The sequence below is a fragment of the Streptomyces sp. NPDC004031 genome, from assembly GCF_053604375.1.
In genome coordinates, this window is record NZ_JBSGHL010000014.1 from 131,631 (window position 1) to 148,819 (window position 17,189).

The 17,189-nt window shown below is 72.5% G+C and carries 16 protein-coding genes; 1 reads left to right on the forward strand and 15 read right to left on the reverse strand.

All coding sequences use genetic code 11. The annotated features are described in order from the left end of the window. Positions 1-76: 76 nt before the first annotated feature. Positions 77-1,306 carry a DUF349 domain-containing protein gene (locus tag ACWERV_RS11945; protein WP_452931769.1) on the forward strand — a complete coding sequence of 410 codons (1,230 nt, stop codon included), beginning with the start codon at positions 77-79 and terminating at the stop codon, positions 1,304-1,306. Positions 1,307-1,421: 115 nt separating this feature from the next. Here ACWERV_RS11945 and ACWERV_RS11950 read toward each other — a convergent pair whose 3' ends face one another. The 15 genes from ACWERV_RS11950 to pgsA all read right to left on the reverse strand — a co-directional run bounded on the left by ACWERV_RS11950 (position 1,422) and on the right by pgsA (position 16,881). Further along, a complete protein-coding gene (locus ACWERV_RS11950; RefSeq protein ID WP_452931771.1) occupies positions 1,422-3,881 on the reverse strand; it encodes a RelA/SpoT family protein in 2,460 nt (819 codons plus the stop codon). 165 nt (positions 3,882-4,046) lie between these two features. After that, on the reverse strand, positions 4,047-4,607 hold the full coding sequence (locus ACWERV_RS11955; protein ID WP_398180350.1) for an adenine phosphoribosyltransferase: 561 nt from the start codon (positions 4,605-4,607) through the stop codon (positions 4,047-4,049). 161 nt (positions 4,608-4,768) lie between these two features. After that, complete coding sequence (secF, locus tag ACWERV_RS11960) at positions 4,769-5,953, reverse strand: protein translocase subunit SecF (protein ID WP_452931774.1); 1,185 nt, start codon at positions 5,951-5,953, stop codon at positions 4,769-4,771. After that, positions 5,953-7,737 carry a protein translocase subunit SecD gene (secD, locus tag ACWERV_RS11965; RefSeq protein ID WP_452931776.1) on the reverse strand — a complete coding sequence of 595 codons (1,785 nt, stop codon included), beginning with the start codon at positions 7,735-7,737 and terminating at the stop codon, positions 5,953-5,955. The genes secF and secD overlap by 1 nt, the downstream gene beginning before the upstream one ends. Before the next feature lie 79 nt (positions 7,738-7,816). After that, a complete protein-coding gene (locus tag ACWERV_RS11970; RefSeq protein ID WP_452931778.1) occupies positions 7,817-8,305 on the reverse strand; it encodes a preprotein translocase subunit YajC in 489 nt (162 codons plus the stop codon). A 160-nt stretch (positions 8,306-8,465) separates the two neighbouring features. Next, positions 8,466-9,575, reverse strand: coding sequence for a Holliday junction branch migration DNA helicase RuvB (gene ruvB / locus ACWERV_RS11975; RefSeq protein WP_398180362.1), 1,110 nt, complete (start codon positions 9,573-9,575; stop codon positions 8,466-8,468). Positions 9,576-9,679: 104 nt separating this feature from the next. Next, the gene (ruvA, locus tag ACWERV_RS11980) at positions 9,680-10,291 is read right to left on the reverse strand and encodes a Holliday junction branch migration protein RuvA (RefSeq protein WP_452931781.1); all 612 of its coding nucleotides are present in this window, start codon (positions 10,289-10,291) and stop codon (positions 9,680-9,682) included. Then, a complete protein-coding gene (gene ruvC, locus ACWERV_RS11985) occupies positions 10,288-10,947 on the reverse strand; it encodes a crossover junction endodeoxyribonuclease RuvC (RefSeq protein ID WP_452931843.1) in 660 nt (219 codons plus the stop codon). The genes ruvA and ruvC overlap by 4 nt, the downstream gene beginning before the upstream one ends. A 116-nt stretch (positions 10,948-11,063) precedes the next feature. Beyond that, positions 11,064-11,816, reverse strand: coding sequence for a YebC/PmpR family DNA-binding transcriptional regulator (locus ACWERV_RS11990; protein ID WP_398180368.1), 753 nt, complete (start codon positions 11,814-11,816; stop codon positions 11,064-11,066). Between the two features lie 64 nt (positions 11,817-11,880). Next, complete coding sequence (pdxT, locus tag ACWERV_RS11995) at positions 11,881-12,471, reverse strand: pyridoxal 5'-phosphate synthase glutaminase subunit PdxT (RefSeq protein WP_452931784.1); 591 nt, start codon at positions 12,469-12,471, stop codon at positions 11,881-11,883. Between the two features lie 6 nt (positions 12,472-12,477). Then, positions 12,478-13,389: a pyridoxal 5'-phosphate synthase lyase subunit PdxS gene (gene pdxS / locus ACWERV_RS12000; RefSeq protein WP_398180374.1), complete on the reverse strand. Its 912-nt coding sequence runs from the start codon at positions 13,387-13,389 to the stop codon at positions 12,478-12,480. Positions 13,390-13,533: 144 nt separating this feature from the next. Beyond that, complete coding sequence (locus ACWERV_RS12005; protein WP_398180377.1) at positions 13,534-14,085, reverse strand: LemA family protein; 552 nt, start codon at positions 14,083-14,085, stop codon at positions 13,534-13,536. A gap of 11 nt (positions 14,086-14,096) precedes the next feature. Beyond that, positions 14,097-15,257: a glycosyltransferase family 4 protein gene (locus ACWERV_RS12010; protein ID WP_452931787.1), complete on the reverse strand. Its 1,161-nt coding sequence runs from the start codon at positions 15,255-15,257 to the stop codon at positions 14,097-14,099. Further along, positions 15,254-16,216, reverse strand: coding sequence for a phosphatidylinositol mannoside acyltransferase (locus ACWERV_RS12015; RefSeq protein ID WP_452931789.1), 963 nt, complete (start codon positions 16,214-16,216; stop codon positions 15,254-15,256). The genes ACWERV_RS12010 and ACWERV_RS12015 overlap by 4 nt, the downstream gene beginning before the upstream one ends. Then, positions 16,213-16,881, reverse strand: a complete 669-nt coding sequence (gene pgsA, locus ACWERV_RS12020) for a phosphatidylinositol phosphate synthase (protein ID WP_398180386.1) — start codon at positions 16,879-16,881, stop codon at positions 16,213-16,215. The genes ACWERV_RS12015 and pgsA overlap by 4 nt, the downstream gene beginning before the upstream one ends. Between the last annotated feature and the right edge of the window lie 308 nt (positions 16,882-17,189).

The following is a 17,189-nucleotide window of genomic DNA, read 5'->3' on the forward strand; positions in this document are numbered from 1 at the left end:
GGGAATGCGCCGGGGAGACACTGTGGACGATGCCGTCGAGCCGCCACCCGGCCGGGCATCACGTGGAGGAGGCGCTGTGAGCAGCGACCCGTGGGGCCGCGTCGATGAGACGGGGACCGTGTACGTGCGTACGGCCGACGGGGAGAAGGAGGTCGGTTCGTGGCAGGCGGGCTCCCCGGCGGAGGCCCTCGCCTACTTCGAGCGCAAGTACGAGGGGCTCGTCGTGGAGATCGGCCTCCTGGAACGCCGGGTGCAGACCACGGACCTCGCGCCCAAGGACGCGCTGGCCGCGATCGAGCACCTGCGGGCGGCCGTGGACGAGGGGCACGCGGTCGGCGATCTGGCGGCGCTCGCGGGCCGGCTGGACGCGCTCGTCGCGCTGGTCGACTCGCGGCGCGAGGAGCGCCGCGCGGCCAAGGCCAAGCAGAGCGAGGAGGCCAGGTCCGCCAAGGAGCAACTGGTCGCCGAGGCCGAGCAGTTGGCGGAGAGCGAGCAGTGGCGCACCGCGGGTGAGCGGCTGCGGGCGCTGGTCGACACGTGGAAGGGCCTGCCCCGGCTGGACCGCAAGAGCGACGACGAGCTGTGGCACCGCTTCAGCCACGCGCGGTCGGTGTTCTCCAAGCGCCGCAAGGCGCACTTCGCGTCGCTGGACGCGCAGCGCGAGCAGGCCCGGCGCACCAAGGAGAAGCTGGTCGCCGAGGCGCAGTCGCTGTCGGACTCCACCGACTGGGGGCCGACCGCGGCCCGTTACCGCGAGCTGATGACCGAGTGGAAGGCCGCGGGCCGCGCGCAGCGCGAGGCCGAGGACGACCTGTGGAATCGTTTCCGCGGGGCGCAGGACGTCTTCTTCGCCGCCCGCTCCGAGGTCTTCGCCGAGCGGGACGGCGAGCAGCGCGACAACCTGGCGGCCAAGGAGCAGCTGGTCGTCGAGGCCGAGAAGCTGCTGCCGGTGACGGACCTGAAGGCGGCCCGCGCCGCCTTCCGCTCGATCAACGAGCGCTGGGAGGGCATCGGCCATGTGCCGCGCGACGCCCGGCCGCGTATCGAGTCGCGGATGCACGCCGTCGAGCGGGCGCTCGCGGACTCCGAGGAAGCCGAGTGGCGGCGCACCAACCCCGAGGTGCGGGCCCGCGCCCAGGGCCTGACCGGCCAGCTCCAGGCGGCGGTGGACAAGCTGCGCGGCCAGATCGACACCGCGCGCGCGGCGGGCAACACCGCCAAGGCGGACAAGCTCGCAGCCGAGCTGGAGGGCCGCCAGGCGCTGCTGGACCAGGCGCTCAAGGGCCTCCAGGAGTTCGGCGGCTGACCTCCCGGCCCCGCGTACGACAGCGAGCGGCCCCCGGTGCTCCGTGCACCGGGGGCCGCTCGCTGTCGCGTCCCGGGGCCCGCGGCGGCGCTCAGGGCCCCGCTGCGGGCCTGTGTCAGCGCTGGCGTCCCGAGGTGACCCGGTAGACGTCGTAGACGCCCTCGACGCCGCGTACGGCCTTCAGGACGTGCCCCAGGTGCTTGGGGTCGCCCATCTCGAACGTGAAGCGCGAGGTGGCCACCCGGTCCCGGGAGGTCTGCACGGCCGCCGACAGGATGTTGACGTGCTGGTCGGACAGCACCCGGGTGACGTCCGACAGCAGCCGGGAGCGGTCCAGCGCCTCCACCTGGATCGCGACCAGGAAGACCGACGACTGGGTGGGCGCCCACTCGACGTCGATGATCCGCTCCGGCTGCTGCGACAGCGAGTCGACGTTGACGCAGTCGGCACGGTGCACCGACACCCCGTTGCCGCGCGTGACGAACCCGATGATCGGGTCGCCGGGTACGGGCGTGCAGCAGCGGGAGAGCTTGACCCACACGTCGCTGGTGCCCTTGACGACCACGCCGGGGTCGGCGATGCCGCGGCGCTTGCCGCGCCCGGTCTGCGGCGGAGCGGTGATCTCCTCGACGTCCTCGGTCGCGCCCTCCTCGCCGCCCAGCGCGTCGACGAGCTTCTGCACCACCGACTGCGCGGTGATGTGGCCCTCGCCGATCGCCGCGTACAGCGCGGAGATGTCGGGATAGCGCATCTCGTGCGCCAGCGTGACCAGGGAGTCTCCGGTGAGCACCCGCTGGATCGGCAGATTCTGCTTGCGCATGGCGCGCGCGATGGCGTCCTTGCCGTGCTCGACGGCCTCCTCGCGGCGCTCCTTGGAGAACCACGCGCGGATCTTGTTGCGCGCCCGCGGCGACTTGACGAAGCCCAGCCAGTCGCGCGACGGGCCGGCGCCGGCGGCCTTGGACGTGAAGACCTCGACCAGGTCGCCGTTGTCGAGCGTCGACTCCAGCGGCACCAGCCGCCCGTTGACCCGGGCGCCTATGGTGCGGTGACCGACCTCGGTGTGCACCGCGTACGCGAAGTCCACCGGGGTGGCGCCCGCGGGCAGCGCTATCACGTCGCCCTTCGGCGTGAAGACGAAGACCTCGCTCTGCGACAGGTCGAAGCGCAGCGACTCCAGGAACTCGCCCGGGTCCTCGGTCTCCTTCTGCCAGTCCAGCAGCTGGCGCAGCCACGCCATGTCGTTGACCGCGTCGTCCTTCTTGTCCGAGCGCGGGCTGTCGGTGCGGACCTTGGACGCGCCGGCCACCGCGTCCTGCTTGTACTTCCAGTGCGCGGCGATGCCGTACTCGGCGCGGCGGTGCATGTCGAAGGTGCGGATCTGCAGCTCGACGGGCTTGCCGCTGGGTCCGATCACCGTGGTGTGGAGCGACTGGTACATGTTGAACTTCGGCATCGCGATGTAGTCCTTGAACCGGCCGGGGACCGGATTCCACCGCGCGTGGATCGTGCCGAGCGCCGCGTAGCAGTCACGGACGGTGTCGACCAGGACCCGGATGCCGACCAGGTCGTAGATCTCCGCGAAGTCCCGGCCGCGGACGATCATCTTCTGGTACACGCTGTAGTAGTGCTTGGGCCGTCCGGTGACGGTGGCCTTGATCCGGGCCGCGCGCAGGTCCTGCTGCACCTGGTCGGTGACGATCGCCAGGTACTCGTCGCGCTTGGGCGCGCGCTCGGCGACCAGCCGCACGATCTCGTCGTACATCTTGGGGTAGAGGATGGCGAAGGCCAGGTCCTCCAGCTCCCACTTGATGGTGTTCATGCCCAGCCGGTGCGCCAGCGGGGCGTAGATCTCCAGCGTCTCGCGGGCCTTCTTCTCCTGCTTGTCCCGCTTGAGGTAGCGCATCGTGCGCATGTTGTGCAGCCGGTCGGCGAGCTTGATCACCAGGACCCGGGGGTCCTTGGCCATCGCGACGACCATCTTGCGCACCGTCTCGGCCTGCGCGGCCTCGCCGAACTTGACCTTGTCCAGCTTGGTGACGCCGTCCACCAGCAGCGCGACCTGGTCGCCGAAGTCACGGCGCAGCTGGTCCAGGCCGTACTCGGTGTCCTCGACGGTGTCGTGCAGCAGCCCGGCCATCAGGGTGGCCGGGTCCATGCCCAGCTCGGCCAGGATGGTCGTCACGGCGAGCGGGTGGGTGATGTACGGGTCGCCGCTCTTGCGCTTCTGGCCGCGGTGCCAGCGCTCCGCGACCTGGTAGGCGGCCTCGATCTGCCGCAGCTGGGCGGTGTCGCCCTTCGGGTCGTTGCCCCGCACGACCCGCAGCAGCGGTTCGAGCACGGGGTTGTACGGGCTGGAGCGCTGCACACCGAGCCGGGCCAGCCGTGCGCGCACCCGGCTGGAGGACGCCCCGGGGCGGGTCGGCGCCACGCTGCCCGGGGTGCGGACCGGCCGGACGGCGGGCGGCGAGGGCTTCGGCGCGGACTCGGCCGGGGTGTGCGCGGGCGCGTCCGTGCCGCGCGGGGCCGGTTCCGTACCGCCCGCGCCGCCGAGGGGCTGGGCCTTGTCTGGCAAGTGCACTCCTCACGCGCGGTAGAAATCCCATGGTATCGACCTGGGCCGACACCCGGGCGTGCGCGGTGCTCGGGCGCCCCCCGCCGCGCCACCGGGCGGTACGCGACACGGTTCGTGGGGCGCCAGGGGCGCCCGGCGCCGGGGACCTGCGGTTCCCGGACGGTGTCAGACGGTGATGAGCGCGTCCAGCGGCGCCCCGCCGAGCGCGGGGAGCAGGCGCTCGCGCCCACCGAGGAAGCTCAGCTCCAGCAGGACCGCGAGGCCCGCCACGGTGGCACCGGCCCGGCGGATCAGCTCCACGCTGGCCTCGGCGGTGCCGCCGGTGGCCAGCACGTCGTCGATCACCAGGACCCGGTCGTCCGCGGCGAAGGCGTCGGTGTGCACCTCGATCTCCGCGGTGCCGTACTCCAGCTGGTAGGCCTGTCCGTGCACCGTGCCGGGCAGCTTGCCCGCCTTGCGCACCGGTACGAAGCCCACCCCGGCGCGCACCGCGGCGGGCGCGGCCAGGATGAAGCCGCGTGCCTCCAGGCCGACGACCTTGGTGGCGCCGTGCCGGGCGCACAGCTCGGCGAGCGCCTCGACGAGCGCGCCGAAGGCCCCGGGATCGGCCAGCAGGGGGGTGATGTCCTTGAACATCACACCGGGCTCCGGGTAGTCCGGGACGTCCCTGATGTGGGCGAGCAGCAGCTCGCGCAGCTCGGCGGACGGGGTCTCCGTGGTGGTCATCAGGGTGTTCCTCGGCTCTGGTCGGTCGTCGGGACAAAGGTGGGGGCGGGGGCGGGCGCGCGGGCGGCGCGCGCTCCATTGTCCCCCGCCGGACGTGCGGAAGCCGCCCGGCCGTGGCGACCGGGCGGCTTCCGCGGGATCCTGCGGTGCGGTGCGCGGCGTCAGCGCCGCCGGCCGGACGGGCGGCCCCGTCCCCCGCGCCCGCCGCTGCGCGGCTGGGTGCGCGGGCGGGTACCGCTCTGGGCGCGCGGGGAGACCACGCCGGCGCCCGCCGAGGCGGTCTCCTCGTCGTCGCCGTCCTCGGCGTCCTCGGGGGCCTCGTCGGAGGGCTCCTCCAACTCCTCCCCGCGGGCCGCGGCCTCCTTGGCCTTGGCCGCGTCCGCCTTGCGCTTGGCCAGCACCCGCTTGCGCAGCGACTTCATCTGCGGCTCCTGCTCCTTCAGCTCCGCCACGATCGGGGTGGCGATGAAGATCGAGGAGTAGGCACCGGCGGTGAGGCCGACGAAGAGCGCGAGCGCGATGTCGTTGAGCACGCCGGCGCCGAGCAGGCCGCCGCCGATGAAGAGCAGCGCGGCGACCGGCAGCAGCGCGACGACCGTGGTGTTGATGGACCGCACCAGGGTGCCGTTCAGGCTGCGGTTGGCCAGCTCGCTGTAGGTCTTCTGGTTCTGCTTGGTGATGTCCTTGGTGGCTTCCTTCAGACCGTCGAAGACGACGACGGTGTCGTAGAGGGAGTAACCGAGGATCGTGAGCAGACCGATGACCGTGCCCGGTGTGACCTCGAAGCCGACGATCGCGTACACGCCGGTGGTGATCGTGAGGTCGTGCAGCAGGGCGACGAGTGCCGCGATGGCCATGCGCCACTCGAAGGCGATCGCCAGGTAGATGACCACCAGCACCAGGAAGATGACCAGACCCTGGAGGGCCTTCTTGGAGATCTCCTTGCCCCAGCTGGGGCCGACGATCTCCGCGTCGATCTTCGTGGGGGCGAGCTTCAGGTCACCGGCGATCTTCTGCTGGACCTCCTTGGAGGTCTGCGTGGAGATGTCGCTGACCTGGATGCGCAGGCCGCCGTTGCCCAGCTTCTGGATCGTCGCCGGGTGCCCGGCGGTGTCGCCGGAGATCATGTCGTGCACCTGCGACGTCGAGTACGGGACCTTCGGCGTGGTGAAGACCGCGCCGCCCTTGAACTCGATACCGAGCTTGAGCCCGTTCACCACCAGACCGACGATCGCGACGACCGTGATCAGGATCGAGACGCCGTACCAGAGCTTCCGCTTGCCGACGAAGTCGTAGCTGACCTCGCCGCGGTGCAGCCGGTGACCGAGAGTGCCGAGCTTGGACATCAGGCTTCCTTCGTCTCGGTGCTGTGGGTACGGCGGACACGGCGCAGCGGCGCCTTGACTCCGAGGCTCTTCGGGTTGAGCCCGGACCACTTGTGGCCCTCGGCGAAGAACTTCCGCCGGGCCAGGATCGTCATCAGCGGCTTGGTGAAGAGGAAGACCACCGCGACGTCCAGCAGCGTCGTCAGACCCAGCGTGAAGGCGAAGCCGCGGACCTTGCCGACGGTCACGACGTAGAGCACCGCCGCGGCCAGGAAGGACACGAAGTCGGACACCAGGATGGTGCGCCGGGCGCGCGGCCAGCCGCGGGCCACCGCGGGCTGCAGCGACCGGCCCTCACGCAACTCGTCCCTTATGCGTTCGAAGAACACGATGAAGGAGTCGGCGGTGATACCGATGGCCACGATCGCACCGGCGACGGCCGGCAGGTTCAGCGCGAAGCCGATGGCCCGGCCGAGCAGACACATGATCGTGTACGTCAGGCCCGCGGAGACCATGAGGCTCGCGATGGCGACCAGGCTCAGCCCGCGGTAGTAGGCGAACATGTAGAGCACGACCAGCGCGAGGCCGACCGCGCCGGCCACCAGGCCGCCGTGCAGCTGCTCGCCGCCGAGCGCGGCGGACACCGTGGTCTTGTCGGAGATGTCGAACGCCAGCGGCAGCGAACCGTACTTGAGCACGTTCGCCAGGTCCTGGGCCTCCGACTGCTTGAAGGCGCCGGAGATCTGCGCGCTGCCGCCGGGCAGCGCCTCGTGGACCGAGGGAGCCGACTGGACGTCGCCGTCCAGGACGATCGCGAAGCGGTTGTTCGGGTCCTGCTGGCTGGCCAGGTTGCTGGTCACCGAGGTGAACTGGCTGGCGCCCTTGGAGTCGAACGTCAGGTTGACGACCCAGCCGTTGCCCTGCTGGGTGTCGAAGGCCGCGTTGGCACCGGAGATGCGCTTGCCGTCGATCACGGACGGGCCGAGCACGTACTTCTGCCAGACCCCGCCCTCGTCACCGCAGGTGACGACCTTCTTGGCCGGGTCGCCGGCGGCCTCCTGGGCGGCGGCGCGCTGCTTGGGGTTGGTGCAGTCGAGCGCGGCGAACTTCGCCTGGAGGTCGGCGGGGACGCTGGTGTCGGTGGCGCTGTCGGGCGCCGCGCCGCTGCCGTCCGTCGCGGACGGGGAGGGCAGCGGGGTGGGCGCCTTGTCGACCGAGGAGGTCAGGGCGCCGCTGAGCGCGCGGCCCTGTGCGGAGGAGCTGGCCGTGGGGCTGCTCGTCGCACTGCCGGTGGCCTTGGGGGTCGCCGTGCTGCTCGCCCCGGGGGACGGCGTGCCGGAGGAGGACGGGGTGGCGCTGCCCGAGGCGCTCGGGGTCGGCGTGCCCGTCGGCGTGGGCGTGCCGGCGGTGGCCGCGAGCACCTGGCGGAAGTACATCTTCGCCGTGGTGTTGACCTGCTTCTCCGCCTGGTCGGCGTTGGTGCCCTTGGGGATGTTGACGATGATGTTCTTCGATCCCTCGGTCTGCACCTCCGCCTCGGAGACACCCAGGCCGTTGACCCGGTTGCTGATGATGTTGACCGCGGTGTTCATGTTGGCCTTGTTCACCGCGTCGCCCTGGCCGGGGCGGGCGGTCAGGGTCATGCTCACGCCGCCGGCGAGGTCGATGCCCAGCCGGGGTGTGCGGTCACCGGTGAGGAAGATCCCCCCGGTCAGCGCCACCAGGGCGATGAGGATCACGGCCAGAGCGCGCCCGGGGTAACCCTGGCTCCCCGAGGGCCTGCGGCCCTTCTTGGCTGCTGCCACCTTCTTGTGTCTCCCTGTCCTACCGCACCCGGGCCTGCACGCCCGCGGGACGGTGACGAGTGTTGCGCGAAAATGACCCTTACTTGGCGGGGCCCGAGCCGCCCGCCCCCGGCTCGTCCTCGGTCTTCTTCAGTTCCACGCGGTCCCCGTCGGCGGCCGTGACGACGGCGTCGCCGTGCGTGCCGTCCTGCGCGGTGTCCTCCGCGCGGTCGGCGTCGGTGGCCTCGGTGTCGGCGGCCTCGGCCGCCTCGGCACCTTCGTCGTCCACGTCGTCGATCTCGTCCGGCTCGATGCCGTGCACGATGCGGTTGAACTCCTGCTCGCTGAGCACGGCGGAGATGGCGCCCTTGGTGAAGTGCGCGTGCACGCCGTCGGTCAGCTCCAGCAGGACCGTCTCCTGGTTGACCTCCTTCACCACGGCGTACATGCCGCCGATGGTACGGATCCCGGCGCCGGGCTCCATCTTCTCCCGCATTTCGAGAACCTGGCGCTGCTTGTTCTTCGCGGACCTCGTCATGAGCAGCATGCCGCCGATCGCGACGATGAAGATGAGGATCAGGGGATTCACGGTCTGACGTTCCTTCGCACGGCCAACGCTGCTGGCCTGGGTTTCGGGATCTGAGGTGCCGCTCCGGAGGAAGGGCGTCGGCGGAGTCTAAGCGCTGGCTCGCCGCTGGAACAACGCCAAGCATGGTACTGAGGTTCCTGGACGGACGAGCCGGGCCGTATCACGGCCCGAACAGCCCGGTCTGTCCCGGTCCTCCTCCCGCGCCCTGCCCCCCGGTGGCTTGCGGGGGTACGAGGCCCAGGTGCGCCCATGCGGCAGCGGTCGCCACCCTGCCCCGCGGGGTGCGGGCCAGCAGCCCCTCCCTGACGAGGAAGGGCTCGGCGACCTCCTCCACAGTCTCACGCTCCTCCCCCACGGCGACAGCAAGTGTGGACAAACCCACAGGACCGCCGCCAAAAAGGGACAGCAGGGCATGAAGCACCGCACGGTCCAGCCGGTCCAGGCCGCGCGCGTCCACCTCGTAGACCTCCAGGGCCGCGGCGGCCGTCGCCCGGTCGACCACGCCGTCCGCCCTGACCTGCGCGTAGTCCCGCACCCGGCGCAGCAGCCGGTTGGCGATACGCGGGGTGCCGCGGGAGCGCCCGGCGATCTCGGCGGCGCCGCCGGTGTCGATCGTGACGTCCAGCAGACCGGCCGAGCGGTGGATCACCCGTTCCAGTTCGGCGGGGGCGTAGAACTCCATGTGCCCGGTGAAGCCGAAGCGGTCGCGCAGCGGCGGCGGCAGCAGCCCGGCCCGGGTGGTCGCGCCGACCAGGGTGAAGGGCGGCAGCTCCAGCGGGATGGCGGTGGCGCCCGGCCCCTTGCCGACGATCACGTCGACCCGGAAGTCCTCCATCGCCATGTACAGCATCTCCTCGGCGGGCCGGGACATGCGGTGGATCTCGTCGAGGAAGAGCACCTCGCCCTCGGTGAGCGAGGACAGGATCGACGCCAGGTCGCCCGCGTGCTGGATGGCCGGGCCCGAGGTGATCCGGATCGGGACGCCCATCTCGGCCGCGATGATCATGGACAGGGTCGTCTTGCCGAGGCCGGGGGCGCCGGAGAGCAGGACGTGGTCGGCGGTGCCGCCGCGCTGGCGGGCGGCCTGAAGGACCAGGCCGAGCTGCTCGCGGACCCGCTCCTGGCCGACGAACTCGCCCAGGTCCCGCGGCCGCAGCGCGGCCTCCACGGCCTGGTCGTCGCCGTCGGCCACGGCGCCCACCAGCCGGTCGGGGAACGCGTCGGCGGCGCGGTCGGGGCCGGCGGCTTCTTCGGCGGCGTCCCAGTTCATGAGTGTGGTCTCTCGGGTCTCTCGGTTCGGACGGGCGGTTCGGTCGGCGCGGTCGGCGCGGTCGGGTTCGGGCGGAGGGGCGCGCGGCGGGGGCGCGCGGGTGGTCAGCGGGTGCGGTTGAGGGACTGCAGCGCGCTGCGCAGCAGCGCCCCCACATTGGGCTCGGCCGACGCCTCGGCCTGCGGGGTGACCGCGGCGACCGCCTCGTCCGCCTCGCGGGCCGCGTAGCCGAGGCCCAGCAGCGCGGCGTGCAGCTGCTCGTTCCACGCGGCGGGCCCCGCGGCCACCGCGGCCGGCACCGCGGCGGTGCCGACGGGAGCGCCGAGCCGGTCCTTCAGTTCGAGCAGCAGCCGCTGCGCCCCCTTCTTCCCGATACCGGGCACCGCGGTGAGCGCCTTCTCGTCGCCCGCGGCGACCGCGGCCCGCAGCGCGTCGGGCGCGTGCACGGCCAGCATCGTCTGGGCCAGCCGCGGGCCGACCCCGCTGACCGTCTGGAGCAGCTCGAAGACCTGCCGCTCGTCGTCGTCCGCGAAGCCGTAGAGGGTGAGCGAGTCCTCCCGGACGACCAACGAGGTCGCCAGCCGGGCGGGGGCGCCGATACGCAGGGCGGCGAGGGTGCCCGGCGCGCACTGCACGGCCAGGCCGACCCCGCCGACCTCGATCACGGCGGCGTCGGGCGCGAGCGCGGCGACCTGGCCGCTGACGAAGGCGATCACGGGGCGGACTCCTGGGTGCGTACGGCGTCGGTGCCGGGTGCGGCGGAACGAGGGGCGGCGGAACGGGGTGCGGCGGCGGTCCGCCGGGGGCGGGCCGCGGCGGCGCGGGCGGCGACCGCGGACGGGGGGCGTACGCCGGCGGCCGCGGCCTGTCCGGCGGCGGCGCGCAGCAGCCGGTCGGTGGCCGGGCCGCGCCAGATGTGGCAGATGGCGAGCGCCAGCGCATCCGCCGCGTCGGCCGGTTTGGGCGGTGCGTCCAGCCGCAGCAGCCGGGTCACCATCGCTCCGACCTGCGCCTTGTCGGCCCGGCCGCTGCCGGTGACGGCGGCCTTGACCTCGCTGGGGGTGTGCAGGTGGACGGGCAGGCCGCGGCGGGCGGCGCACAGGATGGCGACCGCGCTGGCCTGCGCCGTGCCCATCACCGTCCGCACATTGTGCTGGCTGAAGACGCGCTCGACGGCGACGGCGTCGGGCCCGTACTCGTCGAGCCAGGCGTCTATCCCCTGCTCGACCAGCACCAGCCGTTCGCCGACCGGCGCGTCCGCCGGGGTCCGCACGACACCGACGCCGGCCATCGCCAGCCGGCGGCCCGCGGTGCCGTCGACCACGCCGATGCCGCACCGGGTGAGCCCCGGGTCCACGCCGAGCACCCGCACCGCCGCCCCCTTCCCTCGCACACTCGTCCGCTCGTTCCCGCAGGCTATCGGTTCGCACCGACAACAAAGGGCGGGCCGGGCAGGTGTGTTCCCGCCCGGCCCGCCCGCTGCTCGCGTCAGGCGTCGACCTTCTCCATGACCTCGTCCGAGACGTCAAAATTCGCGAAGACGTTCTGCACGTCGTCGCTGTCCTCCAGCGCGTCGATCAGCTTGAAGATCTTGCGCGCGCCGTCCTCGTCCAGCTCCACCTGCATGGTGGGCAGGAAGTTGGCGTCCGCCGAGTCGTAGTCGATGTTCGCCTCCTGGAGGGCCTTACGGACCGGCACCAGGTCGGTGGCCTCGCTGATCACCTCGAAGGACTCGCCGAGGTCGTTGACCTCCTCGGCGCCCGCGTCCAGGACGGCGCCGAGCACGTCGTCCTCGGACAGCCCGCTCTTGGGGACGATCACCACGCCCTTGCGGTTGAACAGATACGACACCGAGCCCGGGTCGGCCATGGAGCCGCCGTTGCGGGTCATGGCCACGCGGACGTCGGAGGCGGCGCGGTTGCGGTTGTCGGTCAGGCACTCGATGAGGACGGCGACGCCGTTCGGTCCGTAGCCCTCGTACATGATCGTCTGGTAGTCGGCGCCGCCGGCCTCCAGGCCCGCGCCGCGCTTGACCGCGCTGTCGATGTTCTTGTTCGGGACGGAGCTCTTCTTCGCCTTCTGGATGGCGTCGAAGAGCGTCGGGTTGCCATCCGGGTCCGCGCCACCGGTCCGGGCCGCGACCTCGATGTTCTTGATCAGCTTCGCGAAGAGCTTGCCGCGCTTGGCATCGATCACGGCCTTCTTGTGCTTCGTCGTAGCCCATTTAGAGTGGCCGGACATCCGACAGTCTCCTTCGCGTCACACAGTGCTGTTCTTCGGCTCGGTCGATCCTACCGGGATCGGATCACCCCGCGGCGCGCACGGCGGACACGAAGAGTTCATGCACCCGGTGGTCGCCGGTCAGCTCCGGATGGAAGGACGTGGCCAGCACGTTCCCCTGCCGGACGGCCACGATGTGGCCCCGGTGCTCGGCGAGCACCTCGGTGCTCGCACCGACCGACTCGACCCAGGGCGCCCGGATGAAGACGCCCTCCACCGGGCCGCCGGGGACCTCCGCCATCTCGACGGAGGCCTCGAAGGACTCGTTCTGCCGCCCGAAGGCGTTGCGGCGCACGATCATGTCGATGCCGCCGAAGGTCTCCTGGCCCGACCTGGGGTCGAGGATCTTGTCGGCGAGCATGATGAGCCCCGCGCACGTGCCGTAGACCGGCAGGCCGTCGCGTATCGCCGCGCGCAGCGGCTCCATCAGGCCGAAGAGCGCCGCCAGCTTGGAGATGGTGGTGGACTCGCCGCCGGGTATCACCAGGCCGTCGAGCCCGGCCAGCTCCTCGGGGCGGCGGACCGGGCTGGCCGCGGCGTCCGCCGCGGCCAGCGCCGCAAGGTGTTCGCGTACGTCGCCCTGGAGGGCGAGCACGCCGATGGTGGGCCGGGTCATCGGTACTTACCAGCCGCGCTTGGCGTACTGCTCGGACTCCGGCAGCGTGTCGATGTTGATGCCGACCATGGCCTCGCCCAGGTCGCGGGAGGAGTCCGCGATGACCTTCGGGTCGTCGAAGAAGGTGGTCGCGCGGACGATCGCGGCGGCGCGCTTGGCCGGGTCGCCGGACTTGAAGATGCCCGAGCCGACGAAGACGCCCTCGGCGCCGAGCTGGCGCATCAGGGCCGCGTCCGCGGGGGTGGCCACACCGCCGGCGGAGAACAGCACGACGGGCAGCTTGCCCAGCTCGGCGACCTCCTTGACCAGCTCGTAGGGCGCGCGCAGCTCCTTGGCGGCGGCGTACAGCTCGTGGTTGTCGAGCGCCTTGAGGCGGCCGATCTCACCGCGGATCTGGCGCAGGTGGCGGACCGCCTCGACGACGTTGCCGGTGCCGGCCTCGCCCTTGGAGCGGATCATGGCCGCGCCCTCGGCGATACGCCGCAGGGCCTCGCCGAGGTTGGTGGCGCCGCACACGAAGGGGGTGGTGAAGGCCCACTTGTCGGAGTGGTTGACCTCGTCGGCCGGGGTCAGCACCTCGGACTCGTCGATGTAGTCCACGCCGAGCGACTGGAGCACCTGCGCCTCGACGAAGTGGCCGATACGGGACTTGGCCATCACCGGGATGGAGACGGCGTTGATGATGCCCTCGATCATGTCGGGGTCGGACATCCGGGCCACACCGCCCTGCGCGCGGATGTCGGCCGGAACGCGCTCCAGCGCCATGACGGCGACGGCGCCGGCGTCCTCGGCGATCTTGGCCTGCTCCGGGGTGACGACGTCCATGATCACGCCGCCCTTGAGCTGCTCGGCCATGCCGCGCTTCACACGCGCGGTGCCGGTCTCGGGGGTGCTGGCGGTGGACGGTGTGGTGGACACGGTGACCTCACTCACTGATGACGGTGGCTGGCTGGCAAACCCCACCCATGGTCCGGCGGGGCGTGGCCGCGGGAAAGGGCCAATTCGCCTCGGGTGGCTCCCGCCGCAGGTCACCGGTGGTGCCACCGGTTGCGCGGGCACCTTCTACGGTACGCCCGCGCCCTCCGCGGTCAGCGGCGCGGGGGGTTCGTCGTCCATCTCGAAGGCCAGCGGGAAGGGCGCGTGCCCGGCCAGCCGCAGCCAGCGCACCACACGGTGCTCGCGGACCGCGCGGGCCGCGCGCACCGCGTCGTTGTGGAAGCGGCGGGCCATCGGCACCCGGCGCACCGCCTGCGTCAGCTCGCCGACCGCCGCGGTGCCGCCGGGCGCGGCGCGTACCTCGCCGACCGCCTCGGTGTCCGGGAAGACCGCGCGCAGCGCCTGGCTCAGTTCGCTCTCGGCCACTTCGCGCTGCTCGGGCTCGGCCTGCCGGGCGGCGTGCGCGGACTCGTACAGCACGATCGAGGCGGCCGGGTCGAGGACGCCCGCGGTCGCCAGCTCCTGGGCGACCGAGGCGCGCCGCAGCAGCTGCGCGTCCAGCGCGGCGCGCGCGGCGTCGATACGGGCGTGCAGCCGGTCCAGGCGCCCCGCGGTCCAGCTCAGGTAGAGGCCGACGGCGACGAGCGCGACCGCGATCCAGATGATGGTGGTGGTCACGGGCGGCAAGGCTACCGGCGCGTCGGCCCGAAGATGCCGCGCAGCCGGGTGCGTTCGTCGGTGGCGACGCGCGCGGCGCCGTCGGCGACGGTCTCGTAGACGGCGAGGATCTCCGCGCCGACCTCGGACCAGTCGAAGCGCCGCACGTGCGCCCGGCCGCGTTCGCTCAGCGCGGCGCGCCGCTCCGGGTCGCCCAGCAGCCGCAGCGCGGCCTCGGCGAGCGCGTCGGCGTCCTCGTTGCCGAACAGCTCGCCCGCGGTGCCCTGCGCGAGGACCTGGGCGAAGGCGTCCAGGTCGCTGGCGAGCACGGGGGCACCGGCCGACATCGCCTCGACGAGGATGATGCCGAAGGACTCGCCGCCGGTGTTGGGCGCCACGTACAGGTCGACGCTGCGCAGCAGCCGGGCCTTGTCCTCGTCGCTGATCATGCCGAGGAACTCGACCTGCCCGCGCAGGTGTTCCGGCAGCGTGGCGACGGCCTCCTCGGCGTCGCCGCGCCCGGCGACCAGCAGCCGGGTCCGCGGCCGGGCCGCGAGGATCGCGGGCAGCGCGCGCATCAGCACCGGCAGGCCCTTGCGGGGCTCGTCGATGCGGCCCATGAAGCCGATGGTGTCGCCCTGCCACTCCGGGCGGGGCTCGGCGCGCGCGAAGAAGCCGACGTCGACGCCGTTGGGGATGACGACGGCGTCGCCGCCCAGGTGCTCGACGAGGGTGCGGCGGGCGTACTCGCTCACCGCGATGCGCGCCCGGATCTTCTCCAGCGCGGGCTGGAGGATCGGGTAGGCGGCGATCATGGCCCGGGAGCGCGGGTTGGAGGTGTGGAAGGTCGCCACGATCGGGCCCTGCGCGGCCCAGCACGCGAGCAGTCCCAGCGACGGGGAGCTGGGCTCGTGGATGTGGACGACGTCGAAGCCGCCGTCGTGCAGCCAGCGCCGGACCCGGGCGGCGGACAGGAAGCCGAAGTTCAGCCGGGCGACCGACCCGTTGTACGGCACCGGGACCGCGCGCCCGGCGGACACCACGTACGGCGGCAGCGGCGTCTCGTCGTCGGCGGGCGCGAGGACGGAGACGTGGTGGCCGAGCCCGGTGAGGTGCTCGGCGAGGTCGCGGATGTGGAACTGGACGCCGCCGGGGACGTCCCAGGAGTACGGGCAGACGATCCCGATCCTCACGCGGTCCCCGTTTCCTCGCCCGTCACCGCCGCGCGGGTGCGCGGCTCCAGGTCGTCGAGCCACAGCCGCTGGAGCATGTGCCAGTCCTGCGGGTGCGCGGCGATGCCCGCCGCGAAGGTGTCGGCGAGCGACTGCGTCATCGCCGCGGTGCGCTGCGCCCGGGTGCCCTCGTCCGGCACCGCGACCGGCGGGTGCACGGTGCCCTGGAGCACCGGCGACTCGTCGTACCAGAGGGTGACCGGCAGCAGCAGGGCGCCGGTGTGCTGGGCGAGCAGCGCGGGGCCTGCCGGCATACGGGTCTTCGCGCCGAAGAAGTCGACCTCGACGCCGGAGGCGGACAGGTCGCGGTCGGCGACCAGGCACACCAGGCCGCCGTCGCGCAGCCGCCGGGCGAGCGTGCCGAAGGCGCTGCCGCCGGTGTGCGGCAGCACCTCCATGCCCAGGCCCTCGCGGTAGGCGACGAAGCGGTCGTAGAGCGTCTCGGGCTTGAGGCGTTCGGCGACGGTGGTGAAGGGCGTCTCCAGCTTGGTGGTGACCCAGGCGCCCGCGAGGTCCCAGTTGGCCATGTGCGGCAGCGCGAGGATGACGCCCTTGCCCGCGGCCATGCCGCCGGTCAGGTAGTGCACGTCGGAGGGGGTGAAGCCGCCGCGGATGCGGTCCTTGCTCCACGCCGGGAGCCGGAAGGACTCCATCCAGTAGCGCAGGTAGGAGCGCATCCCGGCGCGGGACAGCTCGCGCAGCGCGTCCTCACCGGCGTCCGGCACGATCCGGGCGAGGTTGGCCTCCAGCCGCCGCACGCCCTTGCCGCGCCGGCGCCACGCGGCGTCGGCGACGGTACGGCCCAGGGCACGCGCCGCGGGTTCCGGCAGCGTCTTCACCGCGCCCCAGCCGGCCCCGTACAGGCCGTCGACGAGGTTCCCCCGCAGTCGGGCGGCGCGGGAGGTGCCGTCAGCGCTCACACGCTGCTCCCCTGGCCGGCGGCCGCCGCGGCGGCGTCCGCCTCCGCGGCCTCGCGGCGGACCGTGACGACCCGCTGGATCAGCGTGACGAGGCTGCCGACGGCGACGACCCACAGCGCGACCGGCAGCAGGTACTGGATGCCGGGCACCCCGAAGGTGCGGTGGAAGCCGGACAGGCCGCACAGCACGAGGGTGATGACGAGCCGCTCGGAGCGCTCGACCAGGCCGTTGACGTTGACCGGCAGGCCGATCGCCTCGCCGCGCGCCTTGGTGTACGACACGACCTGGCCGCTGGCCAGGCAGAAGATCGTGACGGCGCACAGCACCAGGTCGTCGCCCTTGCCCGCGTACCACAGGGCCAGGCCGCCGAAGACCGCGCCGTCCGCGACCCGGTCCAGGGTGGAGTCGAGGAAGGCGCCCCAGCGGCTGGAGCGGCCCATCTGGCGTGCCATGTTCCCGTCGACCAGATCGGAGAAGACGAAGAGCGTGATCACGACCGTGCCCCAGAAGAACTGCCCCATGGGGTAGAACACCAGCGCGCCGGCGACGACACCCGCGGTGCCGACGAGCGTCACCGTGTCCGGGGTCACCCCCTTGCGCAGCAGAAACGCGGCGAACGGCGTGAGAACACGCGTGAAGAAAGCACGCGCGTACTTGTTCAGCATGGCCTTCCCGACAGGTCGGAGAATGTGAGCGCGGCGTCCCGTACGTCGCACGGCCGCCTGCGGTGGCGGTCCGTGGTCCGCCGCCGGATGGCCCATCGTAGCCAGCCGCCGGGGAGCGGACGCGCCAGGCACCGCCGTAACCGCCGCTCACCCCGGCCGCGGCCGCCCGCAGGCTTCCCGGGTGACCGGCGCCGGTACGACGTATGGACGCCGCCTGACCGCCGTGGGAAGGTCGAAAGACCGCGGGCGTCGCCGCCAGGCCGCCTCGGAACGTACGCGCGGTCGTGACGCGGTGTCCCGGAGCGCGC